Below are 19111 nucleotides of genomic sequence, written 5' to 3'. Positions count from 1 at the left end.
AGCGCTGCAAACACTCGCTGGGGCGGGTGCAAAGCGTGCTGACGGACAGCGGTTACACAGGCGTGCCCTTTGCGCAAGGCGTCAAGGACATCCTGGGCGATTATGTGACGGTGGAGATTGCCAAGCGAAGCGAGTTGCACAGCTTCAAGGTCATGCCAAAGCGCTGGGTCGTGGAGCGCAGCTTTGCGTGGCTGGAGAAGAACCGCAGGTTATGGAAGAACTGCGAGCGCTGGCTCAATACCAGCTTGCAGTTCGTCCACTTGGCATTTCTGGCACTGCTACTCAGGAGATCGTAAACACGTTCTAAGAACCTGTTCACGATCTTTTCCTGGTGCCCGTTGCCCCGCCAAGGCGGCAGATGCAAGGCGCAAACCGCAGACGCCCTGGTGGGGCGGCGAGGATTTGCAACGCCGCAGATGCTGTCTTGGCGGGGCAACCCTTGGGGCAAGGCAGCCAGCAGCCGCACTCGTCGTTGCGCACCTTGACCAGGCCACCAGCCTGGCCTGCGGCACGCGCCTGGATTGCGGCTGCTGGCTGCCTTGCGGGCACCAGGAAAAGATCGTGAACAGGTTCTAAGCCAGCGCCAAAGGAGCGCCTGCTGCTGACTGCTCGGCCAGGCGGAAGGTATCGGCCAGGGCCGCCAGGCTGCTGGCCTGCTGCTGCAAGGCGCTGGACGCCGCCGAGGTTTCTTCCACCAGCGCAGCGTTTTGCTGGGTCACCCCGTCCAGATGCCCCACGGCCTGATTGATCTGCGCCAGGCCGGAAGCTTGTTCGCGGCTGGCGGTGGCGATTTCATCGACGATGCTGGTCACACGCTGGATGCCGCCCAGAATGTTCTGCATGGCCGTTCCGGCCTGGGCTGCCTGCTGGTTGCCGGTTTCGGCCTTCGAGACGGCATCCGTAATCAGCCGCTGCACTTCGCGGGCCGCTTCGGCACTGCGCTGGGCCAGGGAACGCACCTCGCCGGCCACCACCGCAAAGCCCCGGCCCTGTTCGCCCGCACGGGCGGCTTCCACGGCAGCGTTCAGCGCCAGGATGTTGGTCTGGAAGGCAATGCCGTCGATCACGCCGATGATGTCCACGATTTTGTGGGCCGACTGGTCGATGGCAGCCATGGTCTGCACCATTTCCCCCACGATGTCCCCGCCGGCCTGCACGGCACGGCGGGCCTCTCCGGCCAATTGGCTGGCCTGGACGGCGTTGTCGGCGTTGTGCTGCACCGTGCTGGACAGTTCTTCCGTCGCCGAAGCCGTCTGCTCCAGAGCGCTGGCCTGCTGCTCCGTGCGGCCGGACAAATCCTGCGCCCCGGCGGCCACTTGCGCAGAGGCTCCGGCAATCGCCACCGTACCGGCTTTCACCCGGCCTACCGTCTGGGCCAGACGGGTACGCATCCGCTCCATATGCAGCAGCATCGAACCGATTTCATCGGTGCCATCATGGGACACGGTGCGCGACAGGTCGCTGTCCGCAATATGTTCCAGCGCCCGGCCTGCCGTTTGAAAACCCTTTTTCAAACGTTGCAGCAACGCCAGTGCCAGCAACAGGGAAGGCAGCAGCAGCAACAAAGCCGCGCCACCGAACACCCACAGCGCCCACTGGTAGCGTTCTTCGGACTGGCTGTAATACGCATGTGCCTGCATCAGCTGATGGGTGCGCAGCATCTCCATCGCCATGACGACATTGGCGCCTTCATTGCGGGCCGCGATCAGGAAATCATTCATGACCTGGGCGCTGAAGTTGCCGTTTTCCAGGGCCTCCACCGCGCTCTGCACTTTGGGCCGCCAGGCCGCGCGGGCCTGTGCGGCGCCGTCGAGCAGCGCCAGCTCCTCGGGGTCCTGGGTGTCTGCCACCAGGCTTTTGTGGATTTCGCCGGCACTGGCCTGGTTGTTGGCAATCGCGTCCAGATGCTCGCGCAGGTCATGGTCATGCGCGGCAAACAGACTGCCTTCAGGATCATGCTGGAAGGCCAGAAGCACCTGCATACGGGTGTCGGCTTGCAGCGCGACGATCTGCTCGGACATTTGCGAACGCACCATCGCGCCCTGGTAGAGGTTCTGCATCCCGTCCCGCGCCAGGGCCAGGCCCGACAGGCCGATCCCGGCCATGACCAGGACACACAGCACAAAAGCCCCCAGCACCACCATGAAACGGTGGGTGATACGCAAATGGTTCCAAAAATTTTTCATAAGCCGCCCTCTAGCAAGACCAACGGTTTTTGTAACAACCGGTAGGTCGGGGAGCTTACGCTGTCTGATGACAAGTCGGAAAAATACTTGAGTTGAAAGCTTTGCTTCAACGCAAGTCAGCACCTGGAAAAAAACAGCTGCCACGCCTTTTCGACAAGGGGTGGCAGCCTTCTTATTGCCCCGCTTCGGGGCGGCGCTCAACGCAAAGCCGGCACATGGCGACCCTGCGTGGCCGCCTGCCCTGCCAGGCGGAAAGTATCGGCCATCGCCGCCAGATTGCCGGCCTGCTGCTGCAAGGCGCTGGCCGCTGCCGAAGATTGCTCGACCAGGGCGGCATTTTGCTGGGTCACGCCGTCCAGGTGGCTGACGGCCTGGTTGATCTGCGCCAGACCGGAAGCCTGCTCGCGGCTGGCCAGGGCAATCTCGTCGACGATGTGCGCAACCGACTGGATGCCGCCAATGATCTCCTGCATGGCCGTGCCGGCCTGTGCCGCCTGGGCATTGCCCGCACCGGCCTTGGCCACGGCATCGTTGATCAAGGTCTGCACCTCGCGTGCCGCCCCGGCACTGCGCTGGGCCAGGCTACGCACTTCGCCGGCCACCACCGCAAAGCCCCGGCCTTGCTCGCCGGCGCGGGCGGCTTCCACCGCAGCGTTCAGCGCCAGGATGTTGGTCTGGAAGGCAATGCCGTCGATCACGCTGATGATGTCGACAATTTTCTTGGCCGACTGGTCGATCTCCGCCATGGTCTGCACCATTTGCGTGACGATGTCGCCGCCGCTTTGCGCCACGCGCCGGGCCTCGCTCGCAAGCTGGTTGGCCTGTACGGCGTTGTCGGCATTCTGCTGGACGGTGCTGGCCAGTTCTTCCGTGGCCGAGGCGGTTTCCTCCAGCGCACTGGCCTGCTGCTCGGTGCGCGAGGACAAATCCAGCGTGCCTGCGGCCACTTCCGACGAAGCCCCGGCGATGGCGCTGGTGCCGACTTTGACCTGCCCCACGATGTGGGAGAGGTTGCCCCGCATGGTCTCCATATGCAGCAACATGCAGCCGATTTCATCCGTACCGTCATGGCGCACGGTGTGCGACAGATCGCTTTGGGCCATATGCTTGAGCGCGGTGCTGGCGGTCATGAAACCCTGGGAGAGGCGCGACAGCAGCCACAGCGCCAGCAGTACCGAAGGCACCACCAGCAGCAACCCCGCCCCCACGAACACCCACAGGGCCAGCTGGTAGCGCTCGTCCGCCGCCCTGTAGGCCGCATCGCCCACCTCAAGCTGGTAGGCACGCAAGGCTGCCGTGGTCTGGTACACCGCTTCCCCCTGGTTGCGGCCCGCAGCCAGGAAAGCGGCCATCGTGGTTGGGCTGTAGTCATTGTTGCGAACGGCTTCTATGGCCTTGGCCAGCTCTGGCCGCCAGGCAGCACGGGCGTCGAGGACGGCTTTGAGCAAAGCCTGCTCCTTGGGGTCGGTCAAGCCTTCCTCGATTTTTTTATGAATCTCGTTGGCTTTGGCCTGGTTGGCGGCAATCGCGTCCAGGTGCGCTTCCACCGGGTGATCGTGAATGCTGGCCAATTCTCCACTGGGGTCATGCTGAAACGCCAGCAACACTTGCAAACGGTTGTTCAGCGTTTGCTCGATCGACTCTCCCGCCAGCATGGCACGGTTGAGGGCCTCGTCATGCAATGCCTTGATGTTGCTTTTTGCTGAATTCAAACCCCAGATGCCAATCCCTGCGACTGCCACGATGGACAGGACGAATGCAGCCAAGACAAAAATGAAGCGGTGGGTAATCCGCAAGCTATTCCAAACAGAAGTCATACACGCCCAGCAACAGAATGCACACCGGCCACAGCGCACCGTGCGTATAGCCACCTAAACGTGTAATTTTACACGGAGTTACATCTATCGCAACTTAATATCCAATAGAGCAAATCAACTATTGGCACCAGTCAGCAACGTCCAGGCCTGGCGCAGCCGCTGGGTATCCCGCCCCAGGCGCCGGGTCACAGGCAGCCAGCGCAGACCACGCAGCCGCTGCCGGGCCAGGGCCAGGGCTTCCCGGGCCTCGGGGTGCATTCCTGCCTGCCAGGATTGCCAATGGGTCTGGGCCGCTGGCAACACGCCAGCGCGGGCCACGATCCAGGCGGTGGAGTGGATGTAGCACAGCGCATCCCGCAGCTGGCACTGGGGCAGGGGCAGGTGGGCGGCGGGGTCGTCCTCGAAGTCGATGAAGCCAATGCCCCCATCCGGGCACAACACCATGTTGCGGGCAAACGCCTGGCTCAGGCACTGGCCCCGGTCATGCACTTGCCGCAGCGCCGCCAGCCCCTGCTGCCACAGGGCCAGGGTGGCAGCCCCCGTCCCCGCCCGCTCCAGCGCATGGCCCAGGCTTTGCACGGGTTGGCCCGCCTGGCCCAGGTCGCGCATCAGGAACCCCTGTGGAACGGCGGCCAGCACCTGCGGCACGCGCAGGCTCCGGTCAGCCAGGGTTTGCAGGCGCCGCACTTCGGTGGCAATGGCCTGCGTGCCCCCGGGATTGGGCACGGGCTGCAAGGCCGGTACGCGCACGAGCCGGGCGACGACGGCCAGCACGCGGTAGCGCCAGGCCGGGTGCGGCTGCCCGGCGCGTTTGAGCCACAGGCTTTCGCCCTGCCACTGGTGGCGCTGCACCAGATCGGCCTGGCTGGCGAGATGACTTGCTAAGAATGCCGCGTAATCGGGCGTTGCCGCAGTTGGCACACACTGTCCTTTATTCAGAATCGGACAGCGCCGCTCCTTCCGTTTTCGCTCGCTGGGCTGCCTGGGCAGCCAGTGAGGTTTTCGGTGCCGAAGGCACCAAGGGCGGCGGCGCTATCTGGAAGCTGTCCGCCTTGGCCAGCGGCCAGAACAGACGAAATACCCGGTGCTGGCGGTGCAGCGACCCCAGCAGCGCCCCGGGGCGCACCTGCATGATAAGTTGAGAAAGCAGGTGCACTTCCGCATCGTTGATGCGCCGCACGATGTGGTGGGCAGTGATTTCGCCCGGCTGGTGCAGGCCCGCCGCTTGCACCAGCTCCATCAGCGCGTGCATGGTGTTGCGGTGGAAGTTGGCCACGCGGGCCGCCTTGTCGGGCACGACCAGGGCCTGCTGGCGCAGCGAGTCCTGCGTCGTCACGCCCGTGGGGCAGAAGCCGGTGTGGCAGGTCTGCGCCTGGATGCAGCCCAGCGCCAGCATGAAGCCGCGCCCGGCATTGCACCAGTCGGCCCCCAGGGCCATCATGCGGGCGATGTCGAAGGCGGTGATGACCTTGGCGGCGGCGCCGATCTTGATGCGCTCGCGCAGCTTGACGCCGACCAGGGTGTTATGCACCAGGATCAGCCCCTCCTGCAGCGGCACGCCGACGTGGTCGGTAAATTCCACCGGCGCCGCGCCCGTGCCGCCCTCGGCACCGTCGACGACGATGAAGTCCGGCGTGATGTCCGTCTCCAGCATGGCCTTGACCATGGCGAACCATTCCCAGGGGTGGCCGATGCACAGTTTGATGCCCACGGGCTTGCCGCCGGACAGGCGGCGCAGCCGGCCGATGAAGTGCATCAGCTCCAGCGGTGTGGAAAACGCACTGTGCGACGGCGGGCTGATGCAGTCCTTGCCCACCGGAATGCCGCGTGCGGCGGCGATTTCCGGCGTCACCTTGGCGCCGAGCAACATGCCGCCGTGGCCGGGCTTGGCGCCCTGGCTGAGCTTCAGCTCGATCATCTTGACCTGCGGGTCGCGGGCGTTTTCGACGAACTTTTCGTCGCTGAAGGTGCCATCGGGATTGCGGCAGCCGAAGTAGCCCGAGGCGATCTGCCAGATCAGGTCGCCGCCATGCTCGCGGTGGTATTTGCTGATCGAGCCTTCGCCCGTGTCGTGCGCAAAGCCGCCGGTGCGGGCGCCCAGGTTCAGCGCCAGCACGGCATTGGCCGACAGGGCGCCGAAGCTCATGGCCGAGATGTTGAACACGCTGGCATGGTAGGGCTGGGTGCAGACTTCGGCCCCGGGCAGCGGCTGGCCGGGCGTGCCGCCGATCCAGACGCGAAAGTCCTGCGAGGCCAGCTTGGTCGGCAGCATGGAATGGTTCACCCACTCGTAGCCGGGGGCGCTCACGTCCAGCAGCGTGCCGAACGGGCGGCTGTCGGACACTCCCTTGCTGCGCTGGTAGACCAGCGAGCGCTGCGCCCGCGAAAACGGCAGGTTCTCATGGTCGCCCTCGATGAAATACTGGCGGATTTCCGGGCGGATGTATTCCAGCATGAAGCGCATGTGCCCGATCACCGGATAGTTGCGCAGCACCGCATGGCGCGTCTGGCGCAAATCCAGCAGGCCGATGACCGCCAGCCCCCCCAGCACCACGGGCAGCAGCCACCACCAGTAGCCCCACGCCACAGCGGCCCCCAGGCCGACGATGGTGCCGACCACGCACAGCACCATGACCGTATAGCGAATCGGGAACAGGCCGGTAAAACGGCCGGAAGATGCGGACATAAAAAAAAGCTCCAAGGCGAAAGACAAACGGCGCGGGCTACACTGCCCGGCTGGCATGGCCTGTGCGGCCCATGGCAACGGGTCGGGGCTGTGCTTTTGGCGACACCTGACCTGCCGAAAGCGGGCATTGTGCCCTTACGCCAGACTTACCCCACCCCGGCCTGCCGACAAATCCCTTTGCTGCAAAAATCTGGATGCACTCCGTGCATACCGTTTGAAATTTCACTCATGACCACCGTTAATCCGCCCGCCCCCGCCCTGGACGAAACCACCCTGCAAGAACTCGACGACCTGCTCGCCGCCCTGCGCGAACGCGAGGAAGAAGTGCCGCAATGGGAGTTCTGCGACGGCTTCCTGACCGCCGTGGCCTGCACGCGCCGCCCGATCGCCATCCAGGAATGGCTGCCCATGCTGCTGGGCGACGGCACGCCGCTGGGGCACGGCGCACTGCCGCTGCTGGAGGTGTTTGCCGACGCCGCACAGCAGGAGCGTTTCGTCACGCTGGCCCAGGCGCGGCTGGATGAAATCCTGCGCCAGCTCGACCGCCCGACGCACAGCCTGGAAGAGGCCGACGCCTTCTCCCCCGAGGTACTCGATACCAAGGGCGCGGTGCTGACCATGAGCGCCGAGGAGCAGGCCGAGATCGGCGACGAGCCGATTCCCTCGCTGGCCCAGGTCTGGGCGCTGGGCTTCATGTTTGCCGTGGAGAACTGGGCCGACGACTGGGCGCTGCCGCGTGACAAGGAAGCGGCGCAGATGATCGACGCCGCCATGGAACTGATCGTTGCGCTGACCGAGGACGATACGGCCAAGCCCGCGCACAACCTGTACGACGAGGACGGCCCCGCCTCCACCAGCCAGCAACGCATCGACGCTTTTGGCGAAGCCATCTGGGCCGTGTACGACCTGCGCCAGGCCTGGCGCAGCCTGGGGCCGCAGCAGGAAACCATCGTCAAGGGCGCCCAGCCGGGCCGCAACGACCCCTGCCCGTGCGGCAGCGGCAAGAAGTTCAAGAAGTGCTGCGGGGCGTGATTTCCGGCTGAAAAGACAATAAAGATAGCTTCTACCGCTTGCATTTACTGGATTTCAGATTCATTTCACTCTGAAATCATTGGTATGAAAGCAGGAGAAGCTATCAAAACATGTATTTAACATCTCTGGCGGCTATTCGCCGTCAGATACTCTCGCTCTGCTTGAAAACCAGGCGCCCTATGGGCACGCACTGCGGCCCGCCAAACGCCTTGCGCGGCCAGCGCACCTGGTCCAGGTTATCGGCTGCCAGCCACCAGCCGCCGTCATCGCGCTGGGCGCGGCGCACCAGCAGCTCGCCGTAGAAATTGACGACGAACACCTGGCCGTCGCGCAACTCCACCTCGGCGGTGTTGATCACGAAGATGTCGCCGATGTTCAGCGACGGCTCCATCCCCCCGCTCCTGAGCCGCAACGCCAGCAGGCTGGTGGGCACATAGCCGCGCCGCGCCAGCCAATGTTTGTGCAGGGACAGCGGCACATCCTCATCGGTTTCATCGGGCCAGACCGTATAGCCCGCCGCGTCGGGGCGCAGGCGCAGCTCCACGGGGAAGAACTGATAGATATCCGGCCCCGCGCCGAAGTCAAAACCGCGTGCCATGTCATCGTGCATGGCCGTCAGCGAGAACCAACCGTGCATCCCGCGCAGCCCCTCGATGTGGCGCACCGTTTTTTCCGACACCGCGCGGTTGCCCAGAAGCATCTGGCGCACATACGCACCACCGCTGTAACCCAGCAGCCGCCCGAAGGCAGTCACGTTGCCGTTGCACATCTTCTGGATGGCATCGGCCAGGCGGGCACGGCGTAACTCCTGAATCTGACTTTCGTCCATCGGAGCAAGTTATCACGCAGGTTTTTATCAATTGCTACTAATTATTTGTTCAAAATAATTCCATTTGATACCATTACTACACCAGCCATCCCGAAAAATGGTTCAAAGCCCCACCAGCATTTGGATGCAGTAGCAATCAATGACATCACCTTCCAGCCCGCCTGCTGCGGGGCGCGAATACCTGTTCGCCCCCCAGGTCACACTGCTGTCCGTCACCGCCCCCAGCAGCCACGTTACCTACGCGAACGCCGCTTTCATCGAAGTGAGCGGCTTCACGCCCCAGGCCATCCTGGGCCAGCCGCACAACCTGGTGCGCCACCCGGACATGCCGCGCCAGGCCTTTGCCGACCTGTGGGCCACCCTCCGCAAGGGCAAGTCATGGACGGCACTGATCAAGAACCGCCGCGCCAATGGCGATTACTACTGGGTGCGTGCCAATGTCACGCCCGTGGTGCGCGACGGCCGGCTTGCCGGCTATATGTCCGTACGCACCCAGCCCACGCGGGCGGAAGTGGCCGCCACCGAAAAGCTGTATGCCCGCTTCCGCCTGGGCCGTGCAGGCCGCCGGCGCTTTCGCCAGGGACTGATCGTGCGTACCGGGCTGATGGCCTGGGCCTCGCTGGCGCAGACCTTGCCGCTGTCCTGGCGCCTGCATCTGGCCGGGGCCTGCATGACGGCAGCCACCCTCGTCGGCGCCTGGAGCCTGGGCCTGCATGGCAGCCACAGCCTTTCCGCCCCGTTCGCGCTGTTCACGGGCGGCGTGCTGACGGTCTACGCGCTTGCATCGCTGTGGCTGCACAGACAAATCATCCAGCCGCTGCGGCACCTGCTGCACCAGGCGCAAAACGTGGCCACCGGCCAGATGCCGCACGCGGTGAACCTGCCCCGCATCGACGACATCGGCATGCTGATGCGCAGCATCAACCAGGCCGGATTGAACCTGCGCTCGCTGGTCGCCGACGTGAGCGGCCAGATCGACGGCGTGCGCAGCGCCAGCGCCGAAATCGCCCAGGGCAACCACGAACTGAGCCTGCGCACCGAACAGGCCACGAGCGAACTACAGCAAACGGCCGCCGCCGCAGAGCAGATGACCGCCGCCACGGGCCACAGCGCCGAGGCGGCACGCCAGGCCAGCAGCATTGCGGCCGAGGCCACGGCCGCCGCACGCCAAGGCAGCGAAGTGACGCAACAGGTCACCGCCACCATGCAGGACATCGCCACGGCCAGCCACCGCATTGGCGACATCACGGGCGTGATCGACTCGCTGGCCTTTCAAACCAACCTCCTGGCATTGAACGCCGCCGTGGAAGCGGCCCGCGCCGGCGAACACGGGCGCGGTTTTGCCGTAGTCGCGGCCGAAGTGCGCAAGCTGGCACAGCACAGCGCCGCATCCGCCGCCGAGATCAAGGCGCTGATCGCCGACAACATGGCCAAAGTGCAAGCGGGCAGCACGCTGGCCCGGCGCGGCGGCGAGGCCATGAGCGGCATCGTCACGCAGGTCACCCGTGTCGAGCGTCTGATCGGTGAAATCAGCACCGCCACCGCCGAACAGGCCAGCGGCATCCAGCAGGTGGGCAGCGCTGTGGCGCGTATCGACCGGATGATCCAGCAGAACGCCACTCTGGCCGAACAGTCCACCGCTGCCGCCGAGCAACTGCGCAGCAAGGCAGACCTGCTGGCGCAGGCGGTGCGCGTGTTCCACGGTTAGCTGGACACCCACCTTCGCGGGTGTGGCGGAGGAAATTTATTAAAAAAAGAGCTACTACCGCTGTTATTAACTGGATTTCAGATAGTTTCTTATCTGAAATCCAATATTTATTATCGGAAACAGCTCTTTTTATTGCGCTTTCTGACGCCGCTGGCGCACGGCGGCGGCCAGTTGTTCCAGCACGGGAACGGTCTGCTCCAGGCTGATGCAGGCATCGGTCAGCGACACGCCGTAGGCCAGTTCCTGCCCGTCCACGATGTCCTGGCGGCCTTCGCACAGGTGGCTTTCGATCATCACGCCGGTGATGCGCGTATCGCCCCCGGCGATCTGCGCGGCCACGTCGGCGGCCACGTCGATCTGGCGGCGGTGCTGCTTGCTGCTGTTGGCGTGCGACAGGTCGATCATCACCTGCGGGCGCAGGCCGGATTTTTCCAGCAGCTCGCACGACGCCTGCACGTCGGCGGCGCTGTAGTTGGGCGCCTTGCCGCCGCGCAGGATGACGTGGCAGTCCCGGTTGCCGCGCGTCTCGAAGATGGCGCTTTGCCCCATCTTGGTCATGCCCATGAAAGCGTGCGGCGCCTGCGCGGCCAGGATGGCATCCACGGCCACCTTCAGGCCGCCGTCGGTGCCGTTCTTGAAGCCGACCGGACAGGACAGGCCGCTGGCCAGCTGACGGTGGCTCTGGCTTTCGGTCGTGCGGGCGCCGATGGCGCCCCAGCTCACCAGATCGCTGATGAACTGCGGCGAGAGCAGGTCGAGGAACTCCGTGCCCACCGGCAGGCCCAGCGCCAGCACGTCCAGCAGCAGGCGCCGCGCCATCTCCAGCCCCTCGTTCATGGCAAAGCTGCCGTCGCGGTGCGGGTCGTTGATGTAGCCCTTCCAGCCCACGGTGGTGCGCGGTTTTTCGAAGTAGACGCGCATGACGATGAGCAGGTCGTCCTTCAGCGCCCGGGCCTGCACCTGGATCTGGCGGGCGTAGTCCATGGCCTGTTCATGGTCGTGGATGGAGCAGGGGCCGACGACGACGACCAGCCGGTCGTCCTGCCCGTGCAGCACACGGGCAATGGCCGCGCGGCTGCTTTCCACCAGCTCCAGGGCTTGCGCGGTGGCCGGCAGCCATTCCTGCAGGATGGCCGGGGTGATCAGGGGACGCACGGCCTTGATGCGCGTGTCGTCGATACGGGTGGTGTCCAGCGTACTGGCCAGGGCAGCACGGGGCAAAACAGAAGCGGGCATACGATCCTTTTCAACACATTCAGCAACGCTGCAATGGTAGGGCCTGCTCAGGGCATCCCCGGATTGCCACGGCCCGAAAATTTTTTCGCTATAACAAACAGGGACAGCATAGATTTTCTGGTTTTACATAGGGTTAACCCTTTGTTAGGATGCGCCTCCTTTCTTTTTTAGGCGCTTATTCATGCTGCTAAGTCTTCGCGCACGTCTGATGGCCATTGGCGTTGCCATCACGGTGCTCTCTCTGGTCGCCCTGGCACTGGTGACCGTGTTTTTCATCCAGGCCAACACCCTGTCCTCGCTCGACACGCAAACCAGTCTGCTCACCCGCACCAGCGCCAAGGACCTAGCCCGCTGGGTGCATGACAAGCAGCGCAGCGTTGCCGCCCTGGAGCCGCTGGAGCATGAGGAACACCTGGCCCCGTTCCTGGAACAGGCCAAACGCTCCGGCGGGTTCGATACGGTTTTTTTCTCCTTCAGCGACAAGCGCCACCTGTCCACCGACATGGCTTTGCCGCCGGACTACGACGGCACCCAGCGCCCCTGGTTTCGCCAGGCCGCCCAGGCCGGGCAAGCCGTCATCACCCCGGCGTATGCCGACGTCGGCACCGGACGCCTGACCGTCACGCTGGCCCACCCGGTCGGCCCTGCGGGGCAGGTGCGGGCCGTGATCGGCGCGGATTTGTTCCTGGACTCCGTCACGGAAGAAATCAAGACCATCCGCCCGCAAAGCCAGAGCTTCGCCATGCTGCTCGATGACCAGGGCCGCATCCTGACCCACGCCCGCCCGGAGCTGGTACTCCAGCCGGCCACCGCCCTGGCCAGCGCCCTGACCCCCGCATTTCTGGCCGACCTGGCCCGCAGCGGCGCCCGCGCCGACACCGTGATCGACGGCGCCGAACAACTGCTCTACGTCGCACCGGTCACGGGCACCCCGTGGATGCTGGCCGTTGCCATGGACAAGGCGCAGGCCACCGCCCCCATCCGCCAGCTAATCAAAATTGCCATCGTCATCGCCGTACTGTGCGCGGCGGCAGCGGCGGTCTTGCTGACATTTGCCATGCACCGCCTGCTTGCCCGCCTGCCCCAGGTACGCGATGCCCTGGCCGACATTGCCAGCGGCGAGGGCGATCTGACCCGCCGCATGGATGCCACCGGCAAGGACGAGCTGGCGCAGATTGCCCTGGCCTTCAACCAGTTTGCCGACAAGATCGCCGCCGTGCTGTTGCAAATCCGCGCTGCCGCAGAAAACGTGCGCGTGGCCACCACCGAGATTGCCCTGGGCAACCAGGATTTGTCCTCGCGCACCGAGCAGCAGGCCAGCAGCCTGGAAGAAACCGCGGCGGCGATGGAAGAACTCACGGCCACCGTGCAGCAGAACGCCGGCAATGCCCAGCAGGCACGTACCCTGGCGCACGACGCCTCCGATATCGCCGTGCATGGCGGCAACGTGGTCGGTCAGGTGGTGCAGACCATGGGCGGCATCGAGGCATCGTCCCGCAAGATGAGCGACATCATCGGCGTCATCGACGGCATCGCCTTCCAGACCAACATCCTGGCGCTGAACGCTGCCGTCGAAGCCGCCCGTGCGGGCGAGCAGGGGCGCGGCTTTGCCGTGGTGGCCTCCGAGGTGCGCACCCTGGCGCAACGCAGCGCCACTGCCGCGAAAGAGATCAAGGGGCTGATCGACGAATCCGTCGCCCAGGTCAGCAGCGGCAGCCGCCAGGTGCAGGATGCCGGCGCCACCATGGCCCAGGTGGTGGACAGCATCCGGCAGGTGAACACCATCGTGGCCGAGATCAGCAACGCCAGCCTGGAGCAAAGCACCGGCATTGCCGAGGTCGGCACCGCCGTGACGCACATGGACCAGGCCACCCAGCAAAACGCCGCCTTGGTGGAAGAAGCCACGGCCGCCGCCCAGTCGCTGCAGCAGCAGGCCCATGCACTGGCCGAAGTGGTGGCAGGCTTCAAGCTGCCGCCGCCCTCCCAGCTCCAGCTGCGCTAACCCGCCCTGCACGCACCGCCTGCCTCTGCGCAACCGGGGGGGCTGCGGGACGGCAGCCCCTATCCCGCATCCCGCGCCGCAGCGCATCCCTGGTATACCCCCCTGATGACACTATGTCGCCATTGCGACATAGTGGAGGTGCGTCGCGGCTGGCTCCGACCAGCGCCGGTGTCGGTGAAGCCGTACGGTCGGTATTGTCGGTTTCACTGATAAAGCCCGATTCTCGTGCGTGGCGCAAAAATCTTTGGGTACATTTTAGTTTTATCTATAGCAACATTCGGAGCCATTGTCATGTTCCATAGCCTGCGTGCCCGCCTGATCGGCATTTGCGTCGCCATCACCACTGTGTCCCTGCTGGCCCTGGCGCTGGCAACCTTTCTTTCCGTGCGCAGCAACGCAGAGCAATCGCTCGACCAGCGCATCGGCCAGCTCACCCATCTGCACGCCGCCGAACTGACCGAATGGGTGCGCGAAAAGCAGCGCATCACCAGCTCCATCCAGCAGGCCGTGGGCAAGGACGAACCCGTGCCCTTCCTGCTGGCGGCCAAGCAGGCCGGGGATTTTGACGATGCCTACTTCGTCTACGCCCACGGCCCGCACGTCTTCCCGCACCCCATGCCCGACAGCTACGTCGGCACCGAACGCCCCTGGTACAAGGAAACCGCTGCCGCAGGCAAGGCGGTGGTGACCGCCCCTTACGTGGATGCCACCACCGGCAAGCTGACGATCACCTTCGCCGAACCCGTGACCGAGGCCGGCCGTCTCACCGCCATCGTCGGCACCGACATGCACCTGGACAGCGTGACCCGCAAGGTCAATGGCATCCGTGCCACGGACAAGAGCTTTGCCTTCCTGCTGGACGACGCCGGCAACATCCTGGCCTACGCCAATGCCGAGCTGGTGCTGAAACCCGCCACCGCCATCGCCCCGGCGCTGACGGCATCGCTCATGGCCGGACTGGCCCAATCCGGGGGCCGCACCGAAGTGGATGTGAACGGCGCCACGCAGCTCGTTTACGCCGCCCGCGTCGAGGGCGCTCCCTGGACGCTGGGCATTGCCGTGGACAAGGCCGATGCCCAGGCGTCCCTGCGCGAACTGCTGCAACTCGAAGCGCTCATCACCCTGGTCTGCACCGTAGCCGCAGCCGTGCTGCTGCCCATCGGCGTCAGCCGCCTGCTGCGCCGCCTGCCCCAGGTGCGCGACGCCCTGGCCGACATCGCCAGCGGCGAGGGCGATCTGACCCGCCGCATGGATGCCAGCGGCACCGACGAGCTGGCGCAGATTGCCCGCGCCTTCAACCAGTTTGCCGACAAGATTGCCGGGGTGCTGCTGCAAATCCGCGCCGCCGCCGACAACGTGCGCGTGGCCAGTACCGAAATCGCCATGGGCAACCAGGACTTGTCCTCGCGCACCGAGCAGCAGGCCAGCAGCCTGGAGGAAACCGCTGCGGCGATGGAGCAACTCACGGCCACCGTGCAGCAGAACGCCGCCAACGCGCGTCAGGCCAACGAGCTGGCCCGCAGCGCCTCCGACATCGCCAGCCACGGCGGCGAGGCCGTGGGGCAGGTGGTGCAGACCATGAGCGGCATCGAAACCTCCTCGCGCAAGATGAGCGACATCATCGGCGTGATCGACGGCATTGCCTTCCAGACCAACATCCTGGCGCTGAATGCCGCCGTCGAAGCCGCCCGCGCCGGGGAACAGGGCCGCGGCTTTGCCGTGGTGGCCTCCGAGGTGCGCACCCTGGCGCAGCGCAGCGCCACCGCCGCGAAAGAGATCAAGGGCCTGATCGACGAATCGGTCGCCCAGGTCAGCAGCGGCAACCGCCAGGTGCAGGATGCCGGCTCGACCATGACCCAGGTGGTCGATGGCATCCGCCAAGTGAACACCATCGTGGCCGAGATCACCACCGCCAGCCAGGAGCAAAGCACCGGCATTGCCGAAGTCGGCACCGCCATCGCCCACATGGACCAGGCCACACAGCAGAACGCCGCGCTGGTCGAACAGGCCACGGCGGCCGCGCAATCGCTGCAACAACAGGCCCATGCGCTGGCCGAAGTGGTGGCGGGTTTCAAGCTACCGGAACAGGCGGGCCAATACGCCGCCTTGCCCCGGAACTGAAGCACGCCAGAAGCGCTGTTTTCGGCGCGTTGCGGTTCGCCGCCACGCCGGTCGGTATCCCACATCCACCCTCGACAAGGAAAGCTTCATGTTCCATTCTTTACGCTTCCGGATGCTGGCGGCCAGCGTCGGCGTGACCGCCCTGTCCATGCTGCTGCTGGCTGGCGCGGCATTTCTGGTGGTGCGCGGCAACCTGTTGCAGGAGCTGGACGACCGCATTTCCAGCCAGTCACGCCAATACGCGACCGAGGTGCAGCAATGGGTGCAGGACAAGCAGCAGATGACCGGCGCCATCAAGACCATCGTCCATGCAGACGACCCCGTGCCCTTTCTGCACATGATCGTGGCGGCCGGGCTGGACGATGCCTACGCCGTCATGGCCGACAAGCGCAACTTCTTCACCTCGCCCAACCCGCCGGACTATGACGGCACGCAGCGCCCCTGGTACCAGCAGGCCGTGGCGGCGGGCAAGCCCGCGCTAACACCGATCTACGTGGACGCCGCCAGCGGCGACCTGACGCTGACGCTGGTGGAGCCGATCATCGAAAACGGCCAGACCATCGGCGTCGCCGGGGCGGACGTGCTGCTCAACACCATCGTGGACAAGGTCAAGACCATCCACGCCGGGACGGGCAGCTTCGCCTTTCTGCTGGACACCGGTACCGGCACCATCCTGGCCCATCCGCGCAAGGAGCTGGCGCAGCAGCCGCTGTCCGCCCTGGCACCGTCGCTGACCCTGGCGCAGCTCACCGCCCTGGCCAGCAGCGGTACCGGGCACATCGAGCAGACCGTGGACAAGGATGCCTACCTGTTCTTCGCCGCCCCGGTGCCAGGCACGCCGTGGCTGCTGTCCATCGCCGTCCACAAGGCCACTGCGCTGAAGGATTTGAGCGAGCTGGGCATGACTGCCGGAGGCATCACCCTGTTGAGCCTTGCAGCGGCGATGGTGCTGATGGCCGTCCTCGTCACGCGCCTGCTGCGCCGCCTGCCGCTGGTGCGCGACGCCCTGGCCGACATTGCCAGCGGCGAGGGCGATCTGACCCGCCGCATGGATGCCAGCGGCACCGACGAGCTGGCGCAGATCGCCCTGGCCTTCAACCAGTTCGCCGACAAGATTGCCGCCGTGCTGCTGCAAATCCGCGCCGCCGCAGAAAACGTGCGCGTGGCCACCACCGAGATTGCCCTGGGCAACCAGGATTTATCGTCGCGCACCGAGCAGCAGGCCAGCAGCCTGGAAGAAACCGCGGCGGCGATGGAAGAACTCACCGCCACCGTGCAGCAGAACGCCGCCAATGCCCAGCAGGCACGTACCCTGGCGCACGACGCCTCCGATATCGCCGTGCAGGGTGGCAACGTGGTCGGTCAGGTGGTGCAGACCATGGGCGGCATCGAGGCATCGTCCCGCAAGATCGAGGCCATCATCAGCGTCATCGACGGCATTGCCTTCCAGACCAACATCCTGGCGCTGAACGCCGCCGTCGAGGCCGCCCGCGCGGGCGAACAGGGCCGGGGCTTTGCCGTGGTCGCCTCCGAGGTGCGCACCCTGGCCGGGCGCAGTGCCGAGGCGGCCAAGGAAATCAAGGGGCTGATCGAAGATTCCGTAACGCAGGTGGCCAGCGGCAGCCGTCAGGTACAGGACGCCGGCGCCACCATGGCCCAGGTGGTGGACAGCATCCGGCAGGTGAACACCATCGTGGCCGAAATCAGCAACGCCAGCCAGGAACAAAGCACCGGCATTGCCGAAGTCGGCACTGCCGTAAGCCACATGGACCAGGCCACACAGCAGAACGCCGCCTTGGTGGAAGAAGCGACGGCAGCGGCCCAGTCGCTGCAACAGCAGGCCCATGCGCTGGCCGAAGTGGTGGCAGGCTTCAAACTGCCCGAGCAGGTCGGTCAATACGCTGCCCTGCCGCGTGCCTGATCACCAAAGAAGCGATGCTCTATAAAAAATAGCTTCTTTCGCTGATTGATACTTGTTTTTGAATTGAAAATCATCAAAAAACCATTGAATATCAGCGGAACAAGCTATTTTTTCATGACCTTTCCCCGCCTTGTTTCCCTCCGCTGATGCCATCCACGCGCTCATGCCAGCCGCCGCCCAGAACGCGAAACAGCCCGGCCAGGGCGATCTGGCGCCGGGTTGCCACGTCGATCCAGGCACTTTCGCTGGCGAAGGCGTTGCGCTGGGCCTCCAGGTAGCGCAGCTGATCGTCCACGCCCGCCCGGTAGCGGGCCTCGGCCAGCCGCAGGGTTTCCCGGCTGCTTTCGGCCAGCGCCCGGTGCGCGGCCTCCTCGCGGCGCAGCGTGTCGGTGGCCGCCAGGGCATCGGCCACTTCGCGGAACGCGGTCTGGATGGCCCGCTCGTAAGCGGCCACCGCCATGTCGCGGCGCACCGTCGCCAGGTCGAGCTGGGCCTGGTTGCGGCCACCGTCGAAGATGGGCAGCGATATCTGGGGCGCAAACGACCACGCCCGCTGGCCGGAGCGGAACAGCTCCGACAGCTCCGCACTCGACGATCCCAGGAAGCCGGTGAGCGCAATGCGCGGAAAGAACGCGGCCCGCGCCGCGCCGATGTCCGCGTGGCGGGCACGCAGCCGGTACTCGGCCGCCTGGATGTCGGGGCGGTGGGCCAGCAGCGCCGCTGGCGCACCGGGGGCGATGTCCTGCACCAGCACAGACGCCGCCCCCGGCTGCCCGGGCAGATAGGGCGACAGATCGGTCACGCCCGAAAGCAGCAGCAGGGCGTTGTCGGCCTGGCGGAAGGCCCGCTCGGTGCGCTCCAGCTCGGCCCGGGCCTGCCGGGCCAGGCCCAGGGCGTCCTGGTGGTCGAGCGCACTGGCCGTGCCTGCCGCGCGGCGGGCCGCCGTCAGGCGCAGCACGGCTTCGCGGCTGTGCAGCGTGCGCTCGGCCAGCCGGTGCTGGCGCTGCGCACCGTCACGGGCCAGATAGGCCTGCACGACCTCGCCCGTCAGGCTGATGCGGGCGCTCCTGGCTGCCTCCTCGGTCGCCAGGTATTCGTTCAGCGCGGATTCGGACAAGCTGCGCACGCGGCCGAACAGGTCCAGCTCGAATGCGGCCAGGCCAACGCCCACCCGGTAGCTGCTTTGCGTGGCGGGCTGGCCCGTGCCGTTCAGGTCGCCCGGCACGCGCTGGCGGGTGCCATTTGCTTGCACGTCCACGCCGGGCAGCCGGTCGGCACGCTGCACGCGGTACATGGCGCGGGCCGCATCGACGTCGAGCAGGGTCTGGCGCAGGTCGCGGTTGTGGGCCAGCGCCAGTTCCACCAGCTGGCGCAGCTTGGCGTCGGCAATGAAGGCCTGCCAGCCCAGCATGGCGGCGGACGACGGCTGTGCCGCCGCCCCCTGGCCGGGCCATTGGGTGGGGATGGGTGCGTCCGGCCGCTGGTGGACGGGCGCCAGCGAGCAGCCCGCCAACAACAGGGTGGCCGCCCAAGCGGTAAGGCGGGTCGTGCGGGTGGTGAGTCTTGCAGTCAT

General features: G+C 65.6%; 13 protein-coding genes. 6 read left to right on the top strand and 7 right to left on the bottom strand.

Annotated features, from left to right (window positions below):
• A partial coding sequence (locus ACFO3A_RS15145) for a transposase (protein WP_377728105.1) occupies positions 1–296 on the top strand: 296 nt, incomplete at its 5' end.
• 276 nt (positions 297–572) lie between these two features.
• Here the strand turns inward: ACFO3A_RS15145 and ACFO3A_RS15140 are convergent.
• The 4 genes from ACFO3A_RS15140 to ACFO3A_RS15125 form a co-directional block, all read right to left on the bottom strand.
• Positions 573–2186: a methyl-accepting chemotaxis protein gene (locus ACFO3A_RS15140; protein WP_377728103.1), complete on the bottom strand. Its 1614-nt coding sequence runs from the start codon at positions 2184–2186 to the stop codon at positions 573–575.
• Between the two features lie 197 nt (positions 2187–2383).
• On the bottom strand, positions 2384–4003 hold the full coding sequence (locus tag ACFO3A_RS15135; RefSeq protein WP_377728101.1) for a methyl-accepting chemotaxis protein: 1620 nt from the start codon (positions 4001–4003) through the stop codon (positions 2384–2386).
• Positions 4004–4117: 114 nt separating this feature from the next.
• The gene (locus ACFO3A_RS15130) at positions 4118–4924 is read right to left on the bottom strand and encodes a BUD32 family EKC/KEOPS complex subunit (protein ID WP_377728099.1); all 807 of its coding nucleotides are present in this window, start codon (positions 4922–4924) and stop codon (positions 4118–4120) included.
• A 10-nt stretch (positions 4925–4934) separates the two neighbouring features.
• Positions 4935–6689: an FMN-binding glutamate synthase family protein gene (locus tag ACFO3A_RS15125; RefSeq protein WP_377728097.1), complete on the bottom strand. Its 1755-nt coding sequence runs from the start codon at positions 6687–6689 to the stop codon at positions 4935–4937.
• Between the two features lie 228 nt (positions 6690–6917).
• On the opposite strand from ACFO3A_RS15125, the gene ACFO3A_RS15120 reads away from it, so the two are divergent.
• Positions 6918–7721 (top strand): YecA/YgfB family protein, encoded by an 804-nt coding sequence (locus ACFO3A_RS15120; RefSeq protein ID WP_377728095.1) that lies wholly within the window; start codon positions 6918–6920, stop codon positions 7719–7721.
• Between the two features lie 142 nt (positions 7722–7863).
• Here ACFO3A_RS15120 and ACFO3A_RS15115 read toward each other — a convergent pair whose 3' ends face one another.
• Positions 7864–8550 carry a S24 family peptidase gene (locus tag ACFO3A_RS15115; protein WP_377728093.1) on the bottom strand — a complete coding sequence of 229 codons (687 nt, stop codon included), beginning with the start codon at positions 8548–8550 and terminating at the stop codon, positions 7864–7866.
• 139 nt (positions 8551–8689) lie between these two features.
• Here ACFO3A_RS15115 and ACFO3A_RS15110 point away from each other — a divergent pair, with 139 nt between their 5' ends.
• A complete protein-coding gene (locus ACFO3A_RS15110) occupies positions 8690–10258 on the top strand; it encodes a methyl-accepting chemotaxis protein (RefSeq protein ID WP_377728091.1) in 1569 nt (522 codons plus the stop codon).
• Positions 10259–10387: 129 nt separating this feature from the next.
• On the opposite strand, the gene ACFO3A_RS15105 is transcribed toward ACFO3A_RS15110, so the two are convergent.
• Entirely contained in the window at positions 10388–11494 is a 1107-nt protein-coding gene (locus ACFO3A_RS15105) for a 3-deoxy-7-phosphoheptulonate synthase (protein WP_377728089.1), read from the bottom strand.
• 181 nt (positions 11495–11675) lie between these two features.
• Here ACFO3A_RS15105 and ACFO3A_RS15100 point away from each other — a divergent pair, with 181 nt between their 5' ends.
• From ACFO3A_RS15100 to ACFO3A_RS15090, 3 genes are all read left to right on the top strand, one after another.
• Positions 11676–13496: a methyl-accepting chemotaxis protein gene (locus ACFO3A_RS15100; RefSeq protein ID WP_377728087.1), complete on the top strand. Its 1821-nt coding sequence runs from the start codon at positions 11676–11678 to the stop codon at positions 13494–13496.
• Between the two features lie 291 nt (positions 13497–13787).
• Complete coding sequence (locus ACFO3A_RS15095) at positions 13788–15617, top strand: methyl-accepting chemotaxis protein (protein WP_377728085.1); 1830 nt, start codon at positions 13788–13790, stop codon at positions 15615–15617.
• A gap of 88 nt (positions 15618–15705) precedes the next feature.
• A complete protein-coding gene (locus ACFO3A_RS15090; protein ID WP_377728083.1) occupies positions 15706–17538 on the top strand; it encodes a methyl-accepting chemotaxis protein in 1833 nt (610 codons plus the stop codon).
• 112 nt (positions 17539–17650) lie between these two features.
• Here ACFO3A_RS15090 and ACFO3A_RS15085 read toward each other — a convergent pair whose 3' ends face one another.
• Positions 17651–19111 (bottom strand): efflux transporter outer membrane subunit, encoded by a 1461-nt coding sequence (locus ACFO3A_RS15085; protein WP_377728081.1) that lies wholly within the window; start codon positions 19109–19111, stop codon positions 17651–17653.

Source organism: Comamonas nitrativorans (assembly GCF_042654765.1).
Taxonomy (GTDB): domain Bacteria; phylum Pseudomonadota; class Gammaproteobacteria; order Burkholderiales; family Burkholderiaceae_C; genus Comamonas; species Comamonas nitrativorans.
This window is presented reverse-complemented; position numbering and strand designations above follow the sequence as displayed.

Bases quoted from the DNA above. Each gene is read 5' to 3' on its own strand.
- ACFO3A_RS15115 (WP_377728093.1), bottom strand. From the start codon at position 8,550: ATGGACGAAAGTCAGATTCAGGAGTTACGCCGTGCCCGCCTGGCCGAT.
- ACFO3A_RS15100 (WP_377728087.1), top strand. From the start codon at position 11,676: ATGCTGCTAAGTCTTCGCGCACGTCTGATGGCCATTGGCGTTGCCATC.
- ACFO3A_RS15110 (WP_377728091.1), top strand. From the start codon at position 8,690: ATGACATCACCTTCCAGCCCGCCTGCTGCGGGGCGCGAATACCTGTTC.
- ACFO3A_RS15095 (WP_377728085.1), top strand. From the start codon at position 13,788: ATGTTCCATAGCCTGCGTGCCCGCCTGATCGGCATTTGCGTCGCCATC.
- ACFO3A_RS15085 (WP_377728081.1), bottom strand. From the start codon at position 19,111: ATGACTGCAAGACTCACCACCCGCACGACCCGCCTTACCGCTTGGGCG.
- ACFO3A_RS15120 (WP_377728095.1), top strand. From the start codon at position 6,918: ATGACCACCGTTAATCCGCCCGCCCCCGCCCTGGACGAAACCACCCTG.
- ACFO3A_RS15135 (WP_377728101.1), bottom strand. From the start codon at position 4,003: ATGACTTCTGTTTGGAATAGCTTGCGGATTACCCACCGCTTCATTTTT.
- ACFO3A_RS15090 (WP_377728083.1), top strand. From the start codon at position 15,706: ATGTTCCATTCTTTACGCTTCCGGATGCTGGCGGCCAGCGTCGGCGTG.
- ACFO3A_RS15125 (WP_377728097.1), bottom strand. From the start codon at position 6,689: ATGTCCGCATCTTCCGGCCGTTTTACCGGCCTGTTCCCGATTCGCTAT.
- ACFO3A_RS15105 (WP_377728089.1), bottom strand. From the start codon at position 11,494: ATGCCCGCTTCTGTTTTGCCCCGTGCTGCCCTGGCCAGTACGCTGGAC.
- ACFO3A_RS15140 (WP_377728103.1), bottom strand. From the start codon at position 2,186: ATGAAAAATTTTTGGAACCATTTGCGTATCACCCACCGTTTCATGGTG.